General features: G+C 69.0%; 15 protein-coding genes and 1 pseudogene. 7 read left to right on the top strand and 9 right to left on the bottom strand.

Going from position 1 to position 17,372, the window contains the following annotated elements:
* Positions 1–80: 80 nt before the first annotated feature.
* The 3 genes from ACWDV4_RS09335 to ACWDV4_RS09325 all read left to right on the top strand — a co-directional run bounded on the left by ACWDV4_RS09335 (position 81) and on the right by ACWDV4_RS09325 (position 2,978).
* The gene (locus ACWDV4_RS09335) at positions 81–767 is read left to right on the top strand and encodes a lysoplasmalogenase (RefSeq protein ID WP_449976148.1); all 687 of its coding nucleotides are present in this window, start codon (positions 81–83) and stop codon (positions 765–767) included.
* Positions 768–864: 97 nt separating this feature from the next.
* A complete protein-coding gene (locus ACWDV4_RS09330; RefSeq protein ID WP_449976146.1) occupies positions 865–1,977 on the top strand; it encodes a mandelate racemase/muconate lactonizing enzyme family protein in 1,113 nt (370 codons plus the stop codon).
* A 59-nt stretch (positions 1,978–2,036) separates the two neighbouring features.
* Complete coding sequence (locus tag ACWDV4_RS09325; RefSeq protein ID WP_449976145.1) at positions 2,037–2,978, top strand: C40 family peptidase; 942 nt, start codon at positions 2,037–2,039, stop codon at positions 2,976–2,978.
* A gap of 140 nt (positions 2,979–3,118) precedes the next feature.
* On the opposite strand, the gene ACWDV4_RS09320 is transcribed toward ACWDV4_RS09325, so the two are convergent.
* Positions 3,119–4,117 carry a TerC family protein gene (locus ACWDV4_RS09320; RefSeq protein WP_449976144.1) on the bottom strand — a complete coding sequence of 333 codons (999 nt, stop codon included), beginning with the start codon at positions 4,115–4,117 and terminating at the stop codon, positions 3,119–3,121.
* A gap of 376 nt (positions 4,118–4,493) precedes the next feature.
* Here ACWDV4_RS09320 and ACWDV4_RS09315 point away from each other — a divergent pair, with 376 nt between their 5' ends.
* On the top strand, positions 4,494–4,787 hold the full coding sequence (locus ACWDV4_RS09315; RefSeq protein WP_449976142.1) for an antibiotic biosynthesis monooxygenase family protein: 294 nt from the start codon (positions 4,494–4,496) through the stop codon (positions 4,785–4,787).
* A 271-nt stretch (positions 4,788–5,058) separates the two neighbouring features.
* Here the strand turns inward: ACWDV4_RS09315 and ACWDV4_RS09310 are convergent, their stop codons facing one another.
* The 8 genes from ACWDV4_RS09310 to rpsA form a co-directional block, all read right to left on the bottom strand.
* Complete coding sequence (locus ACWDV4_RS09310; protein WP_449976141.1) at positions 5,059–5,988, bottom strand: STM4011 family radical SAM protein; 930 nt, start codon at positions 5,986–5,988, stop codon at positions 5,059–5,061.
* A complete protein-coding gene (locus tag ACWDV4_RS09305; RefSeq protein ID WP_449976139.1) occupies positions 5,985–7,340 on the bottom strand; it encodes an STM4012 family radical SAM protein in 1,356 nt (451 codons plus the stop codon). Before ACWDV4_RS09305 ends, ACWDV4_RS09310 begins: the two co-directional genes overlap by 4 nt.
* Positions 7,337–8,161: an STM4013/SEN3800 family hydrolase gene (locus ACWDV4_RS09300; RefSeq protein ID WP_449976138.1), complete on the bottom strand. Its 825-nt coding sequence runs from the start codon at positions 8,159–8,161 to the stop codon at positions 7,337–7,339. Before ACWDV4_RS09300 ends, ACWDV4_RS09305 begins: the two co-directional genes overlap by 4 nt.
* Positions 8,158–9,294, bottom strand: coding sequence for an STM4014 family protein (locus ACWDV4_RS09295; protein ID WP_449976136.1), 1,137 nt, complete (start codon positions 9,292–9,294; stop codon positions 8,158–8,160). The genes ACWDV4_RS09300 and ACWDV4_RS09295 overlap by 4 nt, the downstream gene beginning before the upstream one ends.
* Complete coding sequence (locus ACWDV4_RS09290; RefSeq protein WP_449976135.1) at positions 9,291–10,253, bottom strand: STM4015 family protein; 963 nt, start codon at positions 10,251–10,253, stop codon at positions 9,291–9,293. Before ACWDV4_RS09290 ends, ACWDV4_RS09295 begins: the two co-directional genes overlap by 4 nt.
* A gap of 139 nt (positions 10,254–10,392) precedes the next feature.
* Complete coding sequence (gene uvrB / locus ACWDV4_RS09285) at positions 10,393–12,501, bottom strand: excinuclease ABC subunit UvrB (protein ID WP_449976134.1); 2,109 nt, start codon at positions 12,499–12,501, stop codon at positions 10,393–10,395.
* Between the two features lie 314 nt (positions 12,502–12,815).
* Positions 12,816–13,907, bottom strand: a complete 1,092-nt coding sequence (gene coaE, locus ACWDV4_RS09280) for a dephospho-CoA kinase (protein ID WP_449976282.1) — start codon at positions 13,905–13,907, stop codon at positions 12,816–12,818.
* A gap of 170 nt (positions 13,908–14,077) precedes the next feature.
* A complete protein-coding gene (gene rpsA / locus ACWDV4_RS09275) occupies positions 14,078–15,574 on the bottom strand; it encodes a 30S ribosomal protein S1 (RefSeq protein ID WP_449976132.1) in 1,497 nt (498 codons plus the stop codon).
* 345 nt (positions 15,575–15,919) lie between these two features.
* On the opposite strand from rpsA, the gene ACWDV4_RS09270 reads away from it, so the two are divergent.
* The 3 genes and pseudogenes from ACWDV4_RS09270 to ACWDV4_RS09260 all read left to right on the top strand — a co-directional run.
* Positions 15,920–16,741, top strand: coding sequence for a class I SAM-dependent methyltransferase (locus ACWDV4_RS09270; RefSeq protein ID WP_449976131.1), 822 nt, complete (start codon positions 15,920–15,922; stop codon positions 16,739–16,741).
* A gap of 75 nt (positions 16,742–16,816) precedes the next feature.
* Complete coding sequence (locus ACWDV4_RS09265; RefSeq protein ID WP_449976130.1) at positions 16,817–17,035, top strand: DUF2945 domain-containing protein; 219 nt, start codon at positions 16,817–16,819, stop codon at positions 17,033–17,035.
* Positions 17,022–17,357, top strand: a pseudogene (locus tag ACWDV4_RS09260) (DUF3140 domain-containing protein); the annotation flags it as partial. The gene ACWDV4_RS09265 and the pseudogene ACWDV4_RS09260, both read left to right, overlap by 14 nt.
* Positions 17,358–17,372: the final 15 nt, after the last annotated feature.

Genomic DNA, 17,372 nt, shown 5'->3' with positions numbered 1-17,372 from the left:
ACCCGGGGTACGCTCCGCGAAATCCGCTGTGCCGGCACCGTCCGGCGCAGCGGTTCCGCCCCGTCGCAGGAGATCCCCCGATGCTGCGTAGCCGCGCCGTCCTCATCGTCTTCGCCGTGGTGTCGGTCGGCAACCTCGTCGCGGTGGGAATCCGCAACGACGCCCTGGAATGGGCCACCAAACCACTGCTGATGCCGCTACTCGGAATCTGGCTGTGGCTGGTCACCCGGGAACGAGACGGCCGGCCGAGCCGACTCGTACTGGCCGGTTTGGCCCTCTCCACCGGTGGAGACATCGCCCTGCTCTCCCCCGGCACCGGCTGGTTCCTCACCGGCATGTCGCTCTTCCTCGGGGCCCAACTCTGCTATCTCACCGCGTTCCTGCGGGCCCCGGCCCGCTCCGGAGCCGGTCGGGCCAGCGCAGCCCTGCGCCGCCTGCCGCTGGTCACCGTCCCCCTCGGGTACGCCATCGTGGGCACCGCCGTGCTCACCTGGCTGTGGCCCGGCCTGACCGAGCTGGGCGTGGCAATACCGGTCGCAGCCTACGCGACCGCGCTGGCCACTATGGCCACCAGCGCCGCGGCGCTCGGCTGGCGGATGGGCCTCGGCGGGGCGATCTTCCTCGGCTCCGACCTGATGATCGCGATCGGGATGACGGACGCCGCCACCCTGCCCGGCCCGCCCATCTGGGTGATGACCACCTACCTGGCCGCGCAGGCCCTGCTGATCACCGGTTGGGCGGCCCGCTCGGCCCACCGCCCCGCCTGAGCCTGCCCACCTCGGTCTCCTTGGCCACGGTCTCCCCGCCTCGGCCTCTGCACCTCGCGCTGCCGTCATGTCGATCAACTCCCGATAGGGTGCGCTGATGACCATCGCCTCGGTACGCACCCACCGCCTCTCAGCCCCGCTACACACTCCGTTCGCAACGGCGCTGCGCCAGACCACGACGGTGGAGACGCTGGTGGTGGAGATCGTCGACAGCGACGGCCGATCGGGATTCGGGGAAGCCCCGCAGGTATGGCAGGTGACCGGTGCGTCGGTGGGCGGGACGGAAACCTGCGTCACCGAAATGCTCGGCCCGCTGCTGGTCGGCCGCGACCCGGACGACCTGGTCGCCCGCTGCACCGAGGTACGACGTGCGGTGGCCGGCAACGAGGCGGCCAAGGCGGCTGTCGACATCGCCCTGCACGACCTGGCCGCCCAGCGGCTCGGCGTACCCCTGGTGCGGTTGCTCGGCGGCACCAGCCTACGGGTCCCCACCGACGTGACCCTGGCGGCGGGCGAGGCCGTCGACCTGGCCGCGAAGGCGCAGCAGCGGACCGCCGAGGGGTTCGGCGTACTCAAACTCAAGGTGGGTGCCGATCCGGCCGGGGACCTGGACCGGGTACGCGCCGTCCGGGCTGCGATCGGAACCGGGCCGAAGATCCGGCTCGACGTCAACCAGGGCTGGACGCCCCGTGAGGCGGTACGCATCATCCGGGACATCGAAGATGCGGGACTCGACGTCGAGCTGGTCGAGCAGCCGGTGCCGCACTGGGACATCGAGGGCCTGGCCTGGGTCAGCGACCGGGTGAACATCCCGATCCTGGCCGACGAGTCGGTCCATGGAGTCCGCGACCTGGTCGAGGTGATCCGTCGCCGGGCCGCCGACATGGTCAACGTGAAACTGGCCAAGTGCGGCGGGCTGGGGCCGGCCCGTACCTTGCTGGAGCTGGCCGCCGCGCACGGCCTGGGCACCATCGTCGGTTCGATGATGGAGAGCCAGATCGGGGTGGGGGCAGCGGCGAGCCTGGTGGCGGCCTACCGCACCAGCGTCGTCTCCGACCTGGACGCCGCCTGGTGGCTCGCCAGTTCCCCGGTGCAGGGCGGCATCCAGTACGACGGGGCGACCGTCGTCCTGCCGGATGCTCCCGGGCTGGGCATCACCGGGCTGGGCATCACCGGACCTGCTGAAGATTACATGCAGGTAAGCAGTTGAGACCTGGAGACAACTTTCATACCGTCGGAAGAAGGATTCACGACGAGTGAGGGGCTTCCGTGCCAAACGAAGTGCACCCAGTAGTGCCACAGGCGGGCGACGAGGCCGTCGTCCAGGTCAGCGTCGCCACACTGTGGACCCGACCGGAAGCTATCCGAGCGATCGACACCCCGGTAACCGGAACCCGACCGGACGTGCCCGGCTGGATCGCCGCGATGGACGCCGACCAGCGGGTCGGCGACTGTGTGCTGAGTCAACTGCTACTTGGCGAACAGGTACACGTGGCGGAGGTCCGGCCTGACGGTTGGGCCCAGGTGATCGCCGCTGAACAGTCCGCCGACCGTCTGGACCCCCGCGGCTACCCGGGCTGGCTGCCGGTCGAGCAACTCACCGTCCACCACCCCGCCCCGGCTGGACGCGAGGCGCTCGTGGTCGACGCCGCCGCCACCGGCCTGCACACCGCCCCCGACGGCGACCTGCGCCTCGACAACGTCGTCCTGGGCACCCGGCTCGCCTCGGCCGGAGCACCCCGGCAGGGCTGGCAACCGGTGCACGTACCCGGCCACGACCAACCCCTCTGGGGCCGGGCGGAACATCTCGTGCCGATGCCGTCCCAGCCGCCGGCCGCCACCGACATGCTCGCCGTGGCCAGCCGGATGATGGGTGTCCCCTATGTCTGGGGCGGGTTGTCCCCGTACGGCCTCGACTGTTCCGGGCTGGTCAACCTGGCCTACCGCCGACTCGGCGTACGGCTGCCGCGCGATGCTCGCGACCAGGCCCAGTCCACCACCGCCCTACCGGATGGTGCCGAGCGGCCCGGGGATCTGTACTTCTTCGCCCGGCCGGGCCGACCCATCCACCACATCGGGGTGGTCGCCGCAGCTCCCGGCCCGGATGGTGAGCGGCGCATGCTGCACGCCTGCTACCAACAACGGCAGGTATTGGAGGAGGCACTGCCCGCCGAACGGATCGCGACCCTGGTCGGGGCGCACCGGGTCTGATCCCAACGGCCCTGATCGGCCTGGCTGGCCCCTGCCACTGATCGGCGTTGGCTGGCTGCGCCGCCGACTACCGCCCATACGAACGGCGTCCCCGGCCGATGATTCGGCCGGGGACGCCGTGGGTCAGTGCGGGGCTCGGATCAGGAACTGATCCCGGCAGCCTCGCGCCGTCGGTCCCGGGACGACTTGATGAGGCTGGCGATGGTGGCGACCCCCAGCGCACCGAGGATCACGCTCAGGGACAGCCAGATCGGGATGTGCGGTGCCCAGGACACGTGCTCGCCACCGTTGATGAACGGCAGGGTGTTGTCGGCCAACGCCTCCAGCACCAGCTTGACCCCGATGAAGCCGAGCACCGCCGCAAGTCCGATGTTGAGGTAGACCAGCCGGTCGAGCAGCCCGCCGAGCAGGAAGTACAGCTGCCGCAGCCCCATCAGTGCGAAGACGTTGGCGGTGAAGACGAGGTACGGCTCGTCGGTGATACCGAAGATCGCCGGGATCGAGTCGAGGGCGAAGATGAGGTCGGTCGTACCGATGGCGATCATGACGACCAGCATCGGCGTGAAGACCCGCCGGCCGTTCTCGTGGGTGGTCAGCCGGGCACCGTCGAAGGTGCGGGACAACGGCAGTGCCCGCCGGCTCCACCGGATGAGCATGTTCTCCTTGAAGTCCTCCTCGTCCGGCTCGCCCTGGCGGAGGAAGTTGATCGCCGTGTAGACCAGGAACGCACCGAAGATGTAGAACACCCAGGAGAACTGGGAAATCAGGGCGGCACCAGCCGCGATGAAGCCACCTCGCATGATCAGGGCCAGCACGATGCCGACCAGCAGCACCTTCTGCTGGTACGCCCGAGGCACCGCGAAGCGCCCCATGATGATCACGAAGACGAAGAGGTTGTCCACCGACAGGCTGTATTCGGTGAGCCAACCGGTGTAGAACTCCCCGGCCAGCGTCCCGCCGGAGGTGACCCAGATGCCGGCGCCGAACAGCAGGGCAAGGCCGACGTAGAAGGCGACCCAGAGACTCGATTCGCGGATGCTGGGCTCATGTGGCCGACGGCCAATGATCAGTAGGTCGACGAGTAACACTGCCGTCAAGGCGACGAGAGTAACTACCCACACCCATACGGACACGTTCAACGGACTCCTCCGGCAGACACATGGCACCACACGCACGGACGTTTTACAGGAACGCAGGCCGCGCTGGTGGTGCCAAAAGGGGTGACTGTCGGAGGTCTCTTCCGCCGCCATGTCACGGACACGAAGCCGTGCCGCAGGCGACCAACGACGCCGGGTTTGGGCCGTTCGAATAACGGCTGTCGACCGTGTTGACGACATCGCTGCGAGGGAATACTCCCCTCCTCGGGCGCCATTGTTCACCATTGGCGCCCGCTTTCGCACATCGACCTCAAGAGTCCCGTGACGCGGCACACTCGCTAGCGCATCCTAGGAGGCTAGGGGCATACCGGTGGCCCTGGTGACGAGCCAACTATCGCGCCGTGCGACGCTGCCGCCCATGGTGCTTGAAGTCGCTCTCATCGACGTCGTCCCCGGGCAGGAGGAGGCGTTCGCCTTGGCGTACGCCAAGGGGCATGACGTGCTCGCCGGCACACCGGGCTGCCAGTCGGTACGGATGACCCGGGGCGTCGAGTCGCCCTCCCGGTTCGTACTGATCGTGGAGTGGGACTCGGTCGCGGCCCACGAAGAGAACTTCCGGGCCACCGAACGGTTCACCACCTGGCGCAGCCTGATCGGGCCCTACTTCGCCAATCCACCCCTGGTCGAACACTTCATCGACGTACCGGCCTGAGCCGCGAAGACCGGTTCGCAGCCGATCCATCCGGCCGGAGCCCGGCCGACGGCGTCACGAAAGTGTCGTACCGTCGCGTTAGCCTCCCGCCGTCCGTCGTGCCCGGAGGCCTTTCCCGCGAACGGGAGTGCCCCCGGGATTTGGGAGCACCCTCGCTCAGGGTCCACCCACCCGCCGGACCCGGCGGGTTCGGGGCCGCCGGGCCCGGCGGACGACGGACGACGGAGCGGCAGCGGCAGCGGCAGCCAAACTCCAGTCGACGTCTACCCGGTCAGCGCAGTGCGCCTGCCGGCACCCCCCAGTCCGGCGCGGTCACCGACCGCGGATTCAGCGGTGCGACACCTCGGCCACCCAGCCGCTGGGCCGGGATACGTTCGAGCACCCCGCCGGCGAAGACGTCGTAGAGCGGCAGTGTTTCCAGATGTACGTAGCCGATGTGGCAGTCGCAGACCGGCAAGGGACATGGCCGGGGGCCGAGCGCCGCCCGATACGAACCGTCGTAGAGGTTGCCCAGTGGCTCGGCGACGAAGTGACACCGGCGCACGTCACCGTCACCCTGGACGGAGATGACCGTGTCCCCGGTACGACAATCCTGCCCACCGGAGAGATGCGGCCGGACGGAGTAGCCGAAGAGCGGATCGATGGCGGTCCAGTCGACCTCCTCGGCACCGCTGTAGTGGTGCCCCTCGGCGGCGTTGACCCACAGGTAGACCTCCTCGGGCAGGGCCGCCCGCAGGGCGCGGGCCTCGTCGAGGTGGCCCGGCAGGCCAACCACCCCAACCGAGAAGCGCACCCCGGCTTCGTGCAGGGTGGCGCATTTACGCAGGAAGGTCGACCGCGAGACCTGGTCGGGGTGGTACGTCGCCCAGAGCGCGACGCTGCGGCGATCCGCCTCGGCCAGCCAGTCCAGCCGGCAGGCGAGGTTGGTCTGGATGGCCACCCGCTCGACATGGTCGAGTCGGGAGATCCGCACCAGGGTGTCCCGGTACCACGATCGGGTCAGCCCCTCCCCCCAGGGTGTGAACAGCACCGAGAGCCGGTCTCCGTCCGGGTTACGGACCACCCAGTCGACGAACCGCGCCAGGGCCGTCCGGTCGGCCCGCAACTGGGCCGGGCTGTCCCGGCGCTTGGCGAACGGGCAGTAGGCGCAGTCGTAGTTGCAGCTGGCCAGTGGCCCCCGGTAGAGGATGGAAAGGTTCACCGGAGCGCGTACCCCGCCATCGCGACGCGAACCGGGCCGGAGACCAGCCACGGTCCGATCGCGTCGGAGCGTTCCACCCCGGCGTCGGTCAGCACGATCCGATCGGTGACGGCGGTCAGCCACCCCCGGTCGACGAGTACCGCCAGGGCCGGAAAGTCGTCGCACACATCGCTGCCGAACCGGTCCCGGTAGGCCGTCGGAGTGAAACCCTCGGTGCGCAGCACCGACTTGACCAGCCAGCGCCGGCGCTGTTCTGTCGCGTCGAGCCGGAAGCCGACCTCGGCCAGGTCGAAATCCTCGACCGGCCGGCGCAGGTAGTCGTCAATGATCGCCCGTACCTGGCCGATACCGACCGCATAGTCGAACGAGTAGTGCAGGTCGGTGGTGTAGGAGCGGGCACCACAACCCAGCCCCACCATGCCATCGGACTGGCAGCAGTACCCCGGGCCGTCCGCGCCAGACCGGTCACTGGACAGCTCGGCGGGCAGATCGGCCCGCCGGAAGTGGCGCATGGACAACTGCCGGTAGCCGGCCGCCCGGAGGGTGTCCCGCCCCTGCCGGTAGAGCGCCAGCCGTTGCTCATCCCACACCCGGTCCGCAGGGTCACTGCGTTCCCGGCGGCCGAGACCGGTGAGCGGCCGGAGATAGAGCGGATAGAGGAACAGCTCCTCGGGACGCCAGGACAGTGCCGCCGCCAGCGACTGGGCCCAGGTCTGCGGGGTCTGCCCGGCGATGCCGTAGATCAGGTCGAGGTTCAACTCGGGAATCGCGTGCGCCCGGATGGTGGCCAGGGCCCGTTCCACTTCCGTACGCCGTTGCGGGCGGCCGGCGGCCCGCGCCTCGGCGTCCAGGAAGCTCTGCACTCCGATGCTGACCCGGGTGGTGCCCCGCTCGGCGAGCACCCCGATCCGATCGTCGGTGGCGGTGGCCGGTGAGGTCTCCACCGCCATCGGTACCGCGCCGGGGCGGGCACCGAACTCAGCTACCAGGTCGAACAAAGTGGACAGTTCGACGGCGGTCAGGTAGGTCGGGGTGCCGCCGCCGATGGCGATCCGGGCGACGTCGGTGCCGGCAGGCAACGCGTCCCGTACCCGGGTTGCCTGCCGGCGTAGCTGACCGAGGTAGGCGGCCACCTGCTCAGCCGGCGGGTTGGCCCGGGTGAACAGGTTGCAGAATCCGCACCGCATCTCGCAGAACGGCAGGTGCAGGTAGAGAAAGAGCGCATCGGTACGCTCACCGGCCCAGACGTCATGCAACGCCGGGCGCGGCGCCAACGGCCGGTACGCGGTCTTGTGCGGGTACGCGTAGAGATATCCCTGGTATGGCGAGTCGGCCAGCATCTCCTCGGTCACAGCCAGTCCCCCGGTTTGCCCCAGTCTCCCGGCTCGATGACGAAATGGGCGTACGGCACCGTCCACACCACCTCGTGGCCGAACCGGTGCCCGGTGTGGCCCTCCTCGCCGTACGCCGTGCCGTGGTCCGAGCAGAGCACCACCAGGCAGGGTCGGTCCCGGTTGGTGGCCCACGCGAAAAGCCGGCCGATGTGCCGATCGACGTACTCCAGCGCGGCGGCGTGACTGTCCCGGCTGTCCTGCTCCGCGCCGGGCAGGTAGTGCCGGTTCGGTTGATGCATCGCGGCGACGTTGACGAAGAGAAACAGCGGCTGTCCGGCCGGGACCGCCGGTACGACGGTGGCGATGCGGTCGAGTTGCGCCTCGAAGCAGTTCGGTGCGCTCACCCCGAATGCCGACTCCCAGTGCGCTTCGGCGAAGAGGCCGGGTAGCACCGTGCCCAGTGGCGAGTGCGGGTTGAAGAAGCCCACGCCGCCGACGCAGACGGTGTGGTACCCGGCTCCGGCCAGCGCGGTCACCACGTTGGGTGCCTCGAAGACCCAGGTCCCCTCGGCGGTACTCTCGCTGCCCGGGAAGGCCGCCGCGAAGAGCCGGGGATGTGGCCCCGGACCGGTCGGGGTCGGCAGGAACCCGGCGAAGAACGCCTGGTGGGCGGCGTAGGTGAAGCTCGCCGGACTGTGCCGACGCTCCCAGACCCCGCCGGGCAGGGCCCGGACCAGATTCGGGGTACGCCCCGCAGCGGCCAACTCGGCCGCCACGTCGTACCGCAACGTGTCGAGGGTGACGAAGAGCAGGTCGTGACTGCCCACCAGTTCCTTCACGTGTCCCTCCCCGCAAGGCAACTCGCCTGCCACTGGTCGAACCGGCCGGTACGCCAAGCGGCCAACTCGGCACCGTAGGTGTCCTGGCCCGCATCGTCTGACAGATGGGGCAACAGGTCACCAAAGGCATTCACCTCGGCCACTTTATGGCGTTGCCAGTCGGCGCCGATGAGCAGGTCGACCCCGGCGTGCAGGCTACCGGGGAAGCATGCGGCGGCCCGCACGCAGGTACGCATCGCAGCGGCGTACCTGGTCTCGCCCAGCCGTGCGCGTACCGCTGCCAGGTCACCTCGGGCATTGCCCAGGTGCAGGTTGGTCAGCGGCCCCCGGCCCGCCCGGACCACCACGTGCCCGGGTTCTCCGGCAACCACCAGCACCCGCAGATCGAACACCTGCCCAGCCAGCCCGGCCTTGGGAAACCAGCGTTCGACGTGCAGCCCGTCCAAGGCCAGCCGGTCCACGATCGTGGCCACCTCCCGCTCGTCACGGTAGGTCCGTACCCGCAGCGAGTTGAACAACCGTCCATCGTCGGCCAACTCCACCGAGGTGGTCGCCGCCACCCGGGGCGGAATCCGTCGACTCGGCGAACCATGGCTGATCCGCAGGGCCAGCACCCCCGACGCCGAGGACCCGTGGGCGGTCTTGACGAAGACCTGTGGCCAGCCCGCGTCCCGCAGCGCCGACCGTAGCTGCCCATAGTCGTGCACCGGGCTGGGTAGCGCCGGTGGTACCGGCACCTCGGCCTCGGTCAGCCGGGCGTGGCAGGCCCGCTTGTCGAACATGACCGCGATGTCGGCCGGGTCGTTGAGCAGCCTCGCCCCGGCGAGGTCCGCTGCCGCGCTGAGCCGTCCCAGGGCAGCGCACAGCCCGGCGTACCAGGCGGCCAGGCCGACGATCTCGCCGTGTTCGGCAGGCTGGTCGGCGCCGCGCAGCAGTCGGTCCACTTCGGCGTCCTCGCCGGGCGAGTCGACGCGTACGACCGCACCCGCCGGCAGGTCGACGGGGCCGGCGGCCAGCCGCCGCCAGGGCAGCACCTCGACGGCCAGGTCGGCCCGCGCGGCGGCGGCCTGGAACAGGGCGACCCGGCGGTTGTCCAGGTTGCCGACCACCACCAGCGGCGCGTCGCGGCTCACTCGCTGACGGCCACGTACCGTCCGCCGTTCTCGTCGGGCTGCTGGCGATCCGACAGGTCTACTTCCACACCGGGCAACGCGGCGGTGAGCCGGGCCGCGGACTCGTCGCCGAGATAGTGGTGACGCAGGTCCAGCCGCCGCAGCTGGGTCAACGGCTGCCCGGCCAGCAGCGCCGCCGCCCCCTCATCGGAGAGCGTGCCCAGCGAGAGGTTGAGAATGTCGAGCTGGGTAACTATCGGGGCGGTCGCCAACGCCGCCGCCACCTCGTCGGCGATCTGCGCGTCCCGCAGCCCGAGATAACGCAGCTCCGGAAGGCGGGTGCCGGCCAGGATCGGGACGAGGTCGTCGACGGTGGCATCACCGCCGTACGAGTCGGTGCCGAGCCACAGCTCCAACACCTCCAGCGCGGGCAGGTCACACCCGCCGACTCCCCGCACCACACTGCCCGGGAGACCACCCGACTCGATCACCAACTCCCGCAGTGCCGGGTGGCGTACCGGATCGAGCCGCAGGAGGCCTTCGCCATCCATCCCGGTCGCGCCGCGTACCCACAACGTCTCCAGCTCCGGGTACGCCGCCAGCAACGGGGTGATGTCCCCCTGCCGAATCCAGGAGATCTCGCACTCTTCATAGGTGATGTCGCCGAGGAAGATGGCCCGTAGGCTGGTCAGCCGGGACGCCGCCGCACAGAGCTGCTCGATCGGTGGGGTGTTGAAGGCGGCGTACCCCCACGATCCGATGACCAGCGCGGTGACCTGTGCGGGGTCGACGGTGTCGAGGAAGGTCTCGAACGCACGCTGGAAGGCCGGCGACGGCTTGTCTTCCCATTCGCTGTCGTCCTCTCCCCATTCCTCGACCCGCCAGGCGACCGTGGACTGGTCGTCGGGCAGTTCGCCGCCCTCCTCGAACTGGAAACAGGGCAGTCCGGCGAACTCGGTGACATGTTCACTGATGGTCATCGTGGAGTCTCCTGAGGACGATGGCGAGCGGGCGACACCGTACCAACCCTCGCCGACACTTCCACCGAAAGGAAGGGCCCCTTCTTATCGCTTTCTGCCTAAGAAGGGGCCCTTCCTAACACCACACCGCGCTGGCGGCCTACTTCACGCCGGCGGCGTCCATTCCGCGCAGTTCCTTCTTCAGCTCGGCCACCTCGTCCCGGATTCGGGCCGCCACCTCGAACTGCAACTCGCGGGCGGCGGCGAGCATCTGGTCGCTGAGTTCCTGGATGAGCTGTGCCAGGTCGGCTCGGGCCATCCCCTCCCGGGACGGGCCGGTGGCGGTCCGGGCCCGGCTACGTGTCTCGGCGACCGGCGCCTTGCCCCGGGACAGTTGGCGCACCGCACCGCCGACCCGGCTCGTCCCCTCGGTGTCCTCCGCCTCGCGGTAGATATCGTCGAGGATGTCGTGGATCTTCTTCCGCAGCGGCTCGGGGCTGATCCCGTTGGCCTCATTGTGGGCCACCTGCTTGGCCCGCCGTCGGTTGGTCTCGTCGATCGCGTTCCGCATCGACGGCGTGATCTTGTCGGCGTACATGTGCACCTGGCCGGAGACGTTTCGGGCCGCCCGACCGATGGTCTGGATCAGTGACCGGCCGCTGCGCAGGAAGCCCTCCTTGTCCGCGTCGAGGATCGCCACCAGCGACACCTCGGGCAGGTCCAGGCCCTCCCGCAGCAGGTTGATGCCGACCAGTACGTCGTAGTCGCCCTTGCGCAGCTCGCGCAGCAACTCCACCCGGCGCAACGTGTCGACCTCGGAGTGCAGGTAACGCACCCGGATGCCGTGCTCCAGAAAGTAGTCGGAGAGGTCTTCGGCCATTTTCTTGGTCAGCGTGGTGACCAGCACCCGCTCGTCCCGCTCGGTCCGCAGCCTGATCTCGTGCATCAGGTCGTCGATCTGCCCCTTGGTGGGCTTGACGATGACCTCCGGGTCGACCAGGCCGGTGGGCCGGATGACCTGCTCGACGAACTCGCCACCGGCCTGTTCCAGCTCCCACGGACCCGGGGTGGCCGAGAGGAAGACCATCTGGCCGACCCGCTCCAGGAACTCATCGAAACGCAACGGCCGGTTGTCGGCCGCGCTGGGCAGCCGGAACCCGTGGTCGATCAGCATCCGCTTCCGCGACGCGTCGCCCTCGAACATGCCGCCGATCTGCGGAATCGTCACGTGTGACTCGTCGACCACGGTGAGGAAGTCGTCCGGGAAGTAGTCGAGGAGGCAGTGCGGTGGGCTGCCCGGCTGCCGCCCGTCGATGTGCATCGAGTAGTTCTCGATGCCGGAGCAGAAACCGACCTGACGCATCATCTCGATGTCGTAGGTGGTGCGCATCCGCAGCCGCTGCGCCTCCAGCAGCTTGCCCTGCCGGTCGAGCTCGGCCAGCCGCTCGGCCAGCTCGGTTTCGATGTCGCCGATCGCCCGTTCCATCCGCTCCGGCCCGGCCGCGTAGTGCGTGGCCGGGAAGATCAGCAGGTGCTCGACCTCCCGGACCACCTCGCCGGTGAGTGGGTGCAGGTAGTAGAGCTTCTCCACCTCGTCGCCGAAGAACTCGATCCGCAGCGCCAGCTCCTCGTACGCCGGGATGATCTCCAACGTGTCACCGCGGACCCGGAACGTGCCCCGGTTGAAGGCCATGTCGTTGCGCGTGTACTGGATGTCGACAAGCCGACGCAGCAGCTTGTCCCGCTCGATCTCCTGCCCGACCTTGATCCGCACCGCGCGGTCGAGGTATTCCTCCGGCGTGCCCAGGCCGTAGATCGCCGACACGGTCGCCACCACGATCACATCCCGGCGGGTCAGCAGAGACATGGTCGCCGAGTGCCGGAGCCGCTCCACCTCCTCGTTGATCGAGGAGTCCTTCTCGATGTAGGTGTCGGTCTGCGGGATGTACGCCTCGGGCTGGTAGTAGTCGTAGTAGGAGACGAAGTATTCGACGGCATTGTGCGGCATCAGCTCGCTGAACTCCTTTGCAAGCTGAGCGCAGAGTGTCTTGTTCGGTGCCAGCACCAGAGTCGGCCGCTGGAGCCGCTCCACCAGCCAGGCGGTGGTCGCGCTCTTACCCGTGCCGGTGGCTCCGAGCAACACGGAGTGACGGTCACCACGGCGCACCCGACGCTCAAGGTCAGCGATGGCCGCCGGCTGGTCGCCGGCTGGCTGGAACTCACTGATGACCTGGAAGCGACCATCGAGCCGCGGGATGTCTAGCGCCATGCGCTCAACGGTACGCCGGGGCTGTGACACCAGACCCCGGAGACGGTGCGTGCTCAATCAACTTCGATATGTCGATTGTATGGTAAAGATCACCAGGATACGGTTCTAGGGTAGGCCGCTCGCGGCGGCCGTCCGGATCGCGACCCCACATCAGTATCGATGGTCGCGACCGGCGCAAGGGTTGCAGCCCCGGCGCTCGGCCGGCGTGCGCACCCGATGCGGTCGCGCGGAACGCGCAGACCGGCCGCCGCGAGCGCCTTCGCCTCCCCGCTCCCGGACCAACTGCTGTACCGCCGCCGCTGCCGGCTCGCGACTCAACTGGACGGTCGCCAGCCGGTTTCCGCCGCCCACTGCTCGACTGATCGGATCTGCGCGTCGTACGCCGAAGTCGCCGGCCAGCGCTGCGGATCGTCGCGCAGGTAGTCCCGCAGCAACAGGGCCGCGCGCCAGTCGGGCGAGCCGATCGGGCGAAGCCTCACCTCGACCGGCCGGCCCGGGTCGGCACTGCCGTGTCGACGGTCCGTCCCGGTTCCCGAGGACATCGGCGGGAATCCCGCCTCGGCCAGCTGGTCTGCGAGCAGCTCCGGGGTGGCGTCAGGGTCCACACCGACCTGGATTTCGATGACGTCCACCGCCGGCAGTCCCGCTACCGAGGTCGGCCCGACATGGTCGATCCGCTGCGCGGCGGGGCCCAGCGCGTGCCCGATCCGGGCGGCGAGCCGGGCGAACTGCGCCGGCCAGGTCGGATCCGCCTCGGACTGGCCGTCGGTGGGACCACCGGTGGTGACGGCACGACGTTCGCGCAGGTTGCGCTCGTACGGCACCAGCCGGTCCCGCCACAGCGCGTCCACCGCCGCGTGCAGTTCGTCCAGCCCTCCGTTGTTGGCCAGCAGGGCGTCTGCGGCGGCCCGCCGCAGCGCGTCGCTGGTCTGGGCGCGGATCCGCTGGTACGCCTCCTCCGGATTCATTCCCCGGTTCCGGGTCAGCCGGTCGATCCGGATGGCCTGCTCCGTCTCCACCACGATCACCAGGTGGTACGTGGCCGCGAGCCCCACCTCGACCAGCAGCGGTACGTCGTTGACGACGATCGCGTCCAGGGGTGCCTCGGCCACGAGTTGGGCGGTACGGGCGCGTACCCGGGGATGGGTGATCGCCTCTAGGCGGGCGCGTGCCGCGTCGTCGCCGAAGACCACCGCGCCGAGGGCCGCCCGGTCCAGGCTCCCGTCTTTCTGTAGCACTCCAGCACCGAAGGTGGTGACGATCTCGTGGAGGCCCTCGGTGCCGGGGGCGACCACCTCCCGGGCGATCTGGTCGGCGTCGACGATGACCGCACCAAGGTGCGCCAGTCGCCGCGCGACCTCACTCTTTCCCGATCCGATCCCACCGGTAAGCCCGATCTTCAGCACCTGCTTAGTCAACCCGGTCCCACCCCGTTCCGCCAAGATCCCCTAGCAACGCGTGGTCAGGACACCGCACCGATCTCGCGAACGGGACCGGGCCAGCGGCGCGCAAAAGGCGGAGGCCCGCCCCGCGACCGGCGTACCGGTCGCAGGACGGGCCTCTGCGGTGAGCTGACTTACTTGCCGCCGGCAAGCTTCTCGCGCAGAGCGGCGAGAGCCTCGTCGGTGGCCAGGGTGCCGGCCGGCTCCTCGGCCTGACGGGCCGGAGCCGGGGTCGACGAGGTCGCCCCGCCGCCGGCACCAGCAACGGCCGGAGCCGGGTTGGCCGCAGCCTCGGCGTCGGCCGCACGGGAGGTCTGCACCTGCTTGGTGTGGGCCTCCCAGCGGTTGCGCGCCTCGGCGTACTGCGTCTCCCAGGTCTCCCGCTGCTTCTCGAAGCCCTCGAGCCACTCCCCGGTCTCCGGGTCGAAGCCCTCGGGGTAGATGTAGTTGCCCTCGTTGTCGTACGTCGCGGCCATGCCGTAGAGGGTCGGGTCGAAGTGCTCCTCGCCCTCGACGAAGCCCTCGTTGGCCTGCTTGAGCGAGAGCGAGATCCGCCGACGCTCGAGGTCGATGTCGATGACCTTGACCATGACGTCCGAGCCGACCTGGACGACCTGCTCCGGGATCTCCACGTGGCGCTCGGCCAGCTCGGAGATGTGCACCAGGCCCTCGATGCCGTCGTCGACGCGCACGAACGCACCGAACGGAACCAGCTTGGTGACCTTACCCGGAACGATCTGCTGGATCGCGTGGGTGCGGGCGAACTGACGCCACGGGTCCTCCTGGGTCGCCTTCAGCGACAGCGAGACCCGCTCGCGGTCCAGGTCGACGTCCAGGACCTCGACCTCGACCTCCTGGCCGACCTCGACAACCTCGGACGGGTGGTCGATGTGCTTCCAGGAGAGCTCGGAGACGTGCACCAGACCGTCCACGCCGCCGAGGTCGACGAACGCACCGAAGTTGACGATCGAGGACACGACGCCCTTGCGGACCTGGCCCTTCTGGAGCTTGTTGAGGAACTCGGTGCGCACCTCGGACTGGGTCTGCTCCAGCCAGGCACGGCGGGACAGAACCACGTTGTTGCGGTTCTTGTCCAGCTCGATGATCTTGGCCTCGAGTTCGCGCCCCACGTACGGCTGCAGGTCGCGCACCCGACGCATCTCCACCAGGGAGGCGGGCAGGAAGCCACGCAGCCCGATGTCGAGGATGAGGCCACCCTTGACCACCTCGATGACCGAGCCGCGGACGACACCGTCCTCGTCCTTGATCTTCTCGATGGTGCCCCAGGCGCGCTCGTACTGAGCCCGCTTCTTCGAGAGGATCAGGCGACCTTCCTTGTCCTCCTTCTGGAGAACCAGGGCCTCGATGTGGTCACCGACCGACACAACCTCGGCGGGGTCTACGTCGTGCTTGATCGACAACTCGCGCGAGGGAATGACACCCTCGGTCTTGTAGCCGATGTCGAGCAGGACCTCGTCCCGATCGACCTTGACGACGGTGCCTTCGACAATGTCGCCGTCGTTGAAGTACTTGATGGTCTCGTCAATCGCGGCGAGGAAAGCCTCCTCGGAACCGAGATCGTCGTGGGTGACCCGGGTGGCGCTCGAGGAGGCCTCGATGCTGCTCGTCATGTGGGCGGTTGCTCCGGTCGGATGGTGTGTCACAGCTGGCTTGTGTCGCAGTGACCTGTTTGCGCCCAGCGGATCCGCCGCGAGCACACCAATCGATCGCCAGTGAAGACCATCGCGCCACTGAACGACCATGGGTGTGTCCGTCGACCGCGGACCTGCTCCCTGCCGAGGCACGCGATCCGCGAGCGCATCGAACAGCTTACCGTGCGCATTACCACAGCATGCAAGCCCTCCCCACACCTGAAGGCAGCACACTTTCCCTGGACCGGAAATTCTCGACTCCACGTACCAGAAAACCCTCGGCCGCTGCCGGCCCTCGACCCGGTGGGGTCTAGCGTGATCGGGATGAATGACGACGGCCGGACCGACGACCACCACGGGGTGAGCCGACGCTGGGTTGGCGACGCGGAGAGTCGACGGGCCGCACGTGGCTGGTGGGATCTGGACGCCGACGACTACCAGGCAGAACACGGTGCGTTCCTCGGTGAGGTCGACTTCGTGTGGTGCCCGGAGGGGGTCCGGGAGGCCGACGTACGACTGCTGGGCGAGGTGGCCGGACGTCGGGTGCTGGAGCTTGGTTGCGGCGCCGCGTCGGCCGCGCGCTGGTTGGCCACCCAGGATGCCCAGGTGGTCGCGCTGGACCTCTCCGCCGGCATGTTGCGCCACGCGGCCCGAGCGGCGACCACCTCGGGGGTACGCGTCCCGCTCGTCCAGGCCGACGCCCTGGCCCTGCCATTCGGCGATGTGTCCTTCGACACGGTCTGCACGGCGTTCGGGGCGATTCCGTTCGTAGCCGACTCGGCCGCGGTGATGCGGGAGGTCTTCCGGGTGCTGCGGCCGGGCGGTCGGTGGGTCTTCTCGGTCACCCACCCGATGCGGTGGATCTTTCTCGACGACCCGGGTGAGAACGGCCTGACGGCGGTGCACTCCTACTTCGACCGCCGCCCGTACGTCGAGGAGGATCCCGACGGCGTCCCCACCTACGTCGAGCAACACCGCACCCTCGGCGACCGGGTGCGCGAGATCGTCGGTGCCGGTTTCACCCTGTGTGACGTGGTGGAGCCGGAGTGGCCGGAGGAGCACGAGGGAATCTGGGGCCAATGGAGCCCGCTGCGCGGCCGGCTCTTCCCCGGCACCGCCATCTTCGTCTGCGACAAACCGGCCTAGCCGTCCGGATGCGCCGACCCGGCCGACCATCGACGGGCCGGCGTTTCTCGATGGGTACCTCGGGTAGGCCACGGCATGGCCGAGCGGAAGAAGCTGCACAAGGGTGATCGGGTCAGCTGGTCCAGCCATGGCTCGACGGCGCATGGCACGGTCCAGGAGGAGATCACTCACCGGACCCGGGCCGCCAAACGGGTGGTCGCCGCGTCCAAGGACAAACCGCAGTATCGGGTACGCACCGCCGAGGGACGTGATGCGGTGCACAAGCCGGAGGCACTCCGCCGTGAGCGGGGGTGACGATGGGGAGGCCGTACATCGGACCTTCACCGATGCGGTCAACATGAGTCCAGGCGAGTTGACGAAGTGGCTGGAGACCGACGAGTCGAAGGCGGTCGGCCAGCACACCGCCAGCGGCGGCGAGTCGGTCGGGCACGAGTCGGGCCGGCGAATCGTGGGGCTGCTGCGCCGGAAGAAGGCGGAACTGACCGACCGGGACTACACACACATGCGCAAGGTCGTCGGGTACGTGCACCGGCACCTGGCGCAGCGTCCCAGCGGCGACGTCAGGCACACCCGGTGGCGCTACTCACTGATGAACTGGGGACACGACCCGTTGAAGTGACCCGGCCCCGGC

Source organism: Micromonospora sp. NPDC003197 (assembly GCF_053590565.1).
This window is presented reverse-complemented; position numbering and strand designations above follow the sequence as displayed.

What these genes read in the sequence shown, in the direction of transcription:
- ACWDV4_RS09290 (WP_449976135.1), bottom strand. Translation starts at nt 10,253, where the DNA reads ATGACCATCAGTGAACATGTCACCGAGTTCGCCGGACTGCCCTGTTTC.
- ACWDV4_RS09265 (WP_449976130.1), top strand. Translation starts at nt 16,817, where the DNA reads ATGGCCGAGCGGAAGAAGCTGCACAAGGGTGATCGGGTCAGCTGGTCC.
- ACWDV4_RS09270 (WP_449976131.1), top strand. Translation starts at nt 15,920, where the DNA reads ATGAATGACGACGGCCGGACCGACGACCACCACGGGGTGAGCCGACGC.
- uvrB (WP_449976134.1), bottom strand. Translation starts at nt 12,501, where the DNA reads ATGGCGCTAGACATCCCGCGGCTCGATGGTCGCTTCCAGGTCATCAGT.
- ACWDV4_RS09315 (WP_449976142.1), top strand. Translation starts at nt 4,494, where the DNA reads ATGGTGCTTGAAGTCGCTCTCATCGACGTCGTCCCCGGGCAGGAGGAG.
- ACWDV4_RS09335 (WP_449976148.1), top strand. Translation starts at nt 81, where the DNA reads ATGCTGCGTAGCCGCGCCGTCCTCATCGTCTTCGCCGTGGTGTCGGTC.
- ACWDV4_RS09330 (WP_449976146.1), top strand. Translation starts at nt 865, where the DNA reads ATGACCATCGCCTCGGTACGCACCCACCGCCTCTCAGCCCCGCTACAC.
- rpsA (WP_449976132.1), bottom strand. Translation starts at nt 15,574, where the DNA reads ATGACGAGCAGCATCGAGGCCTCCTCGAGCGCCACCCGGGTCACCCAC.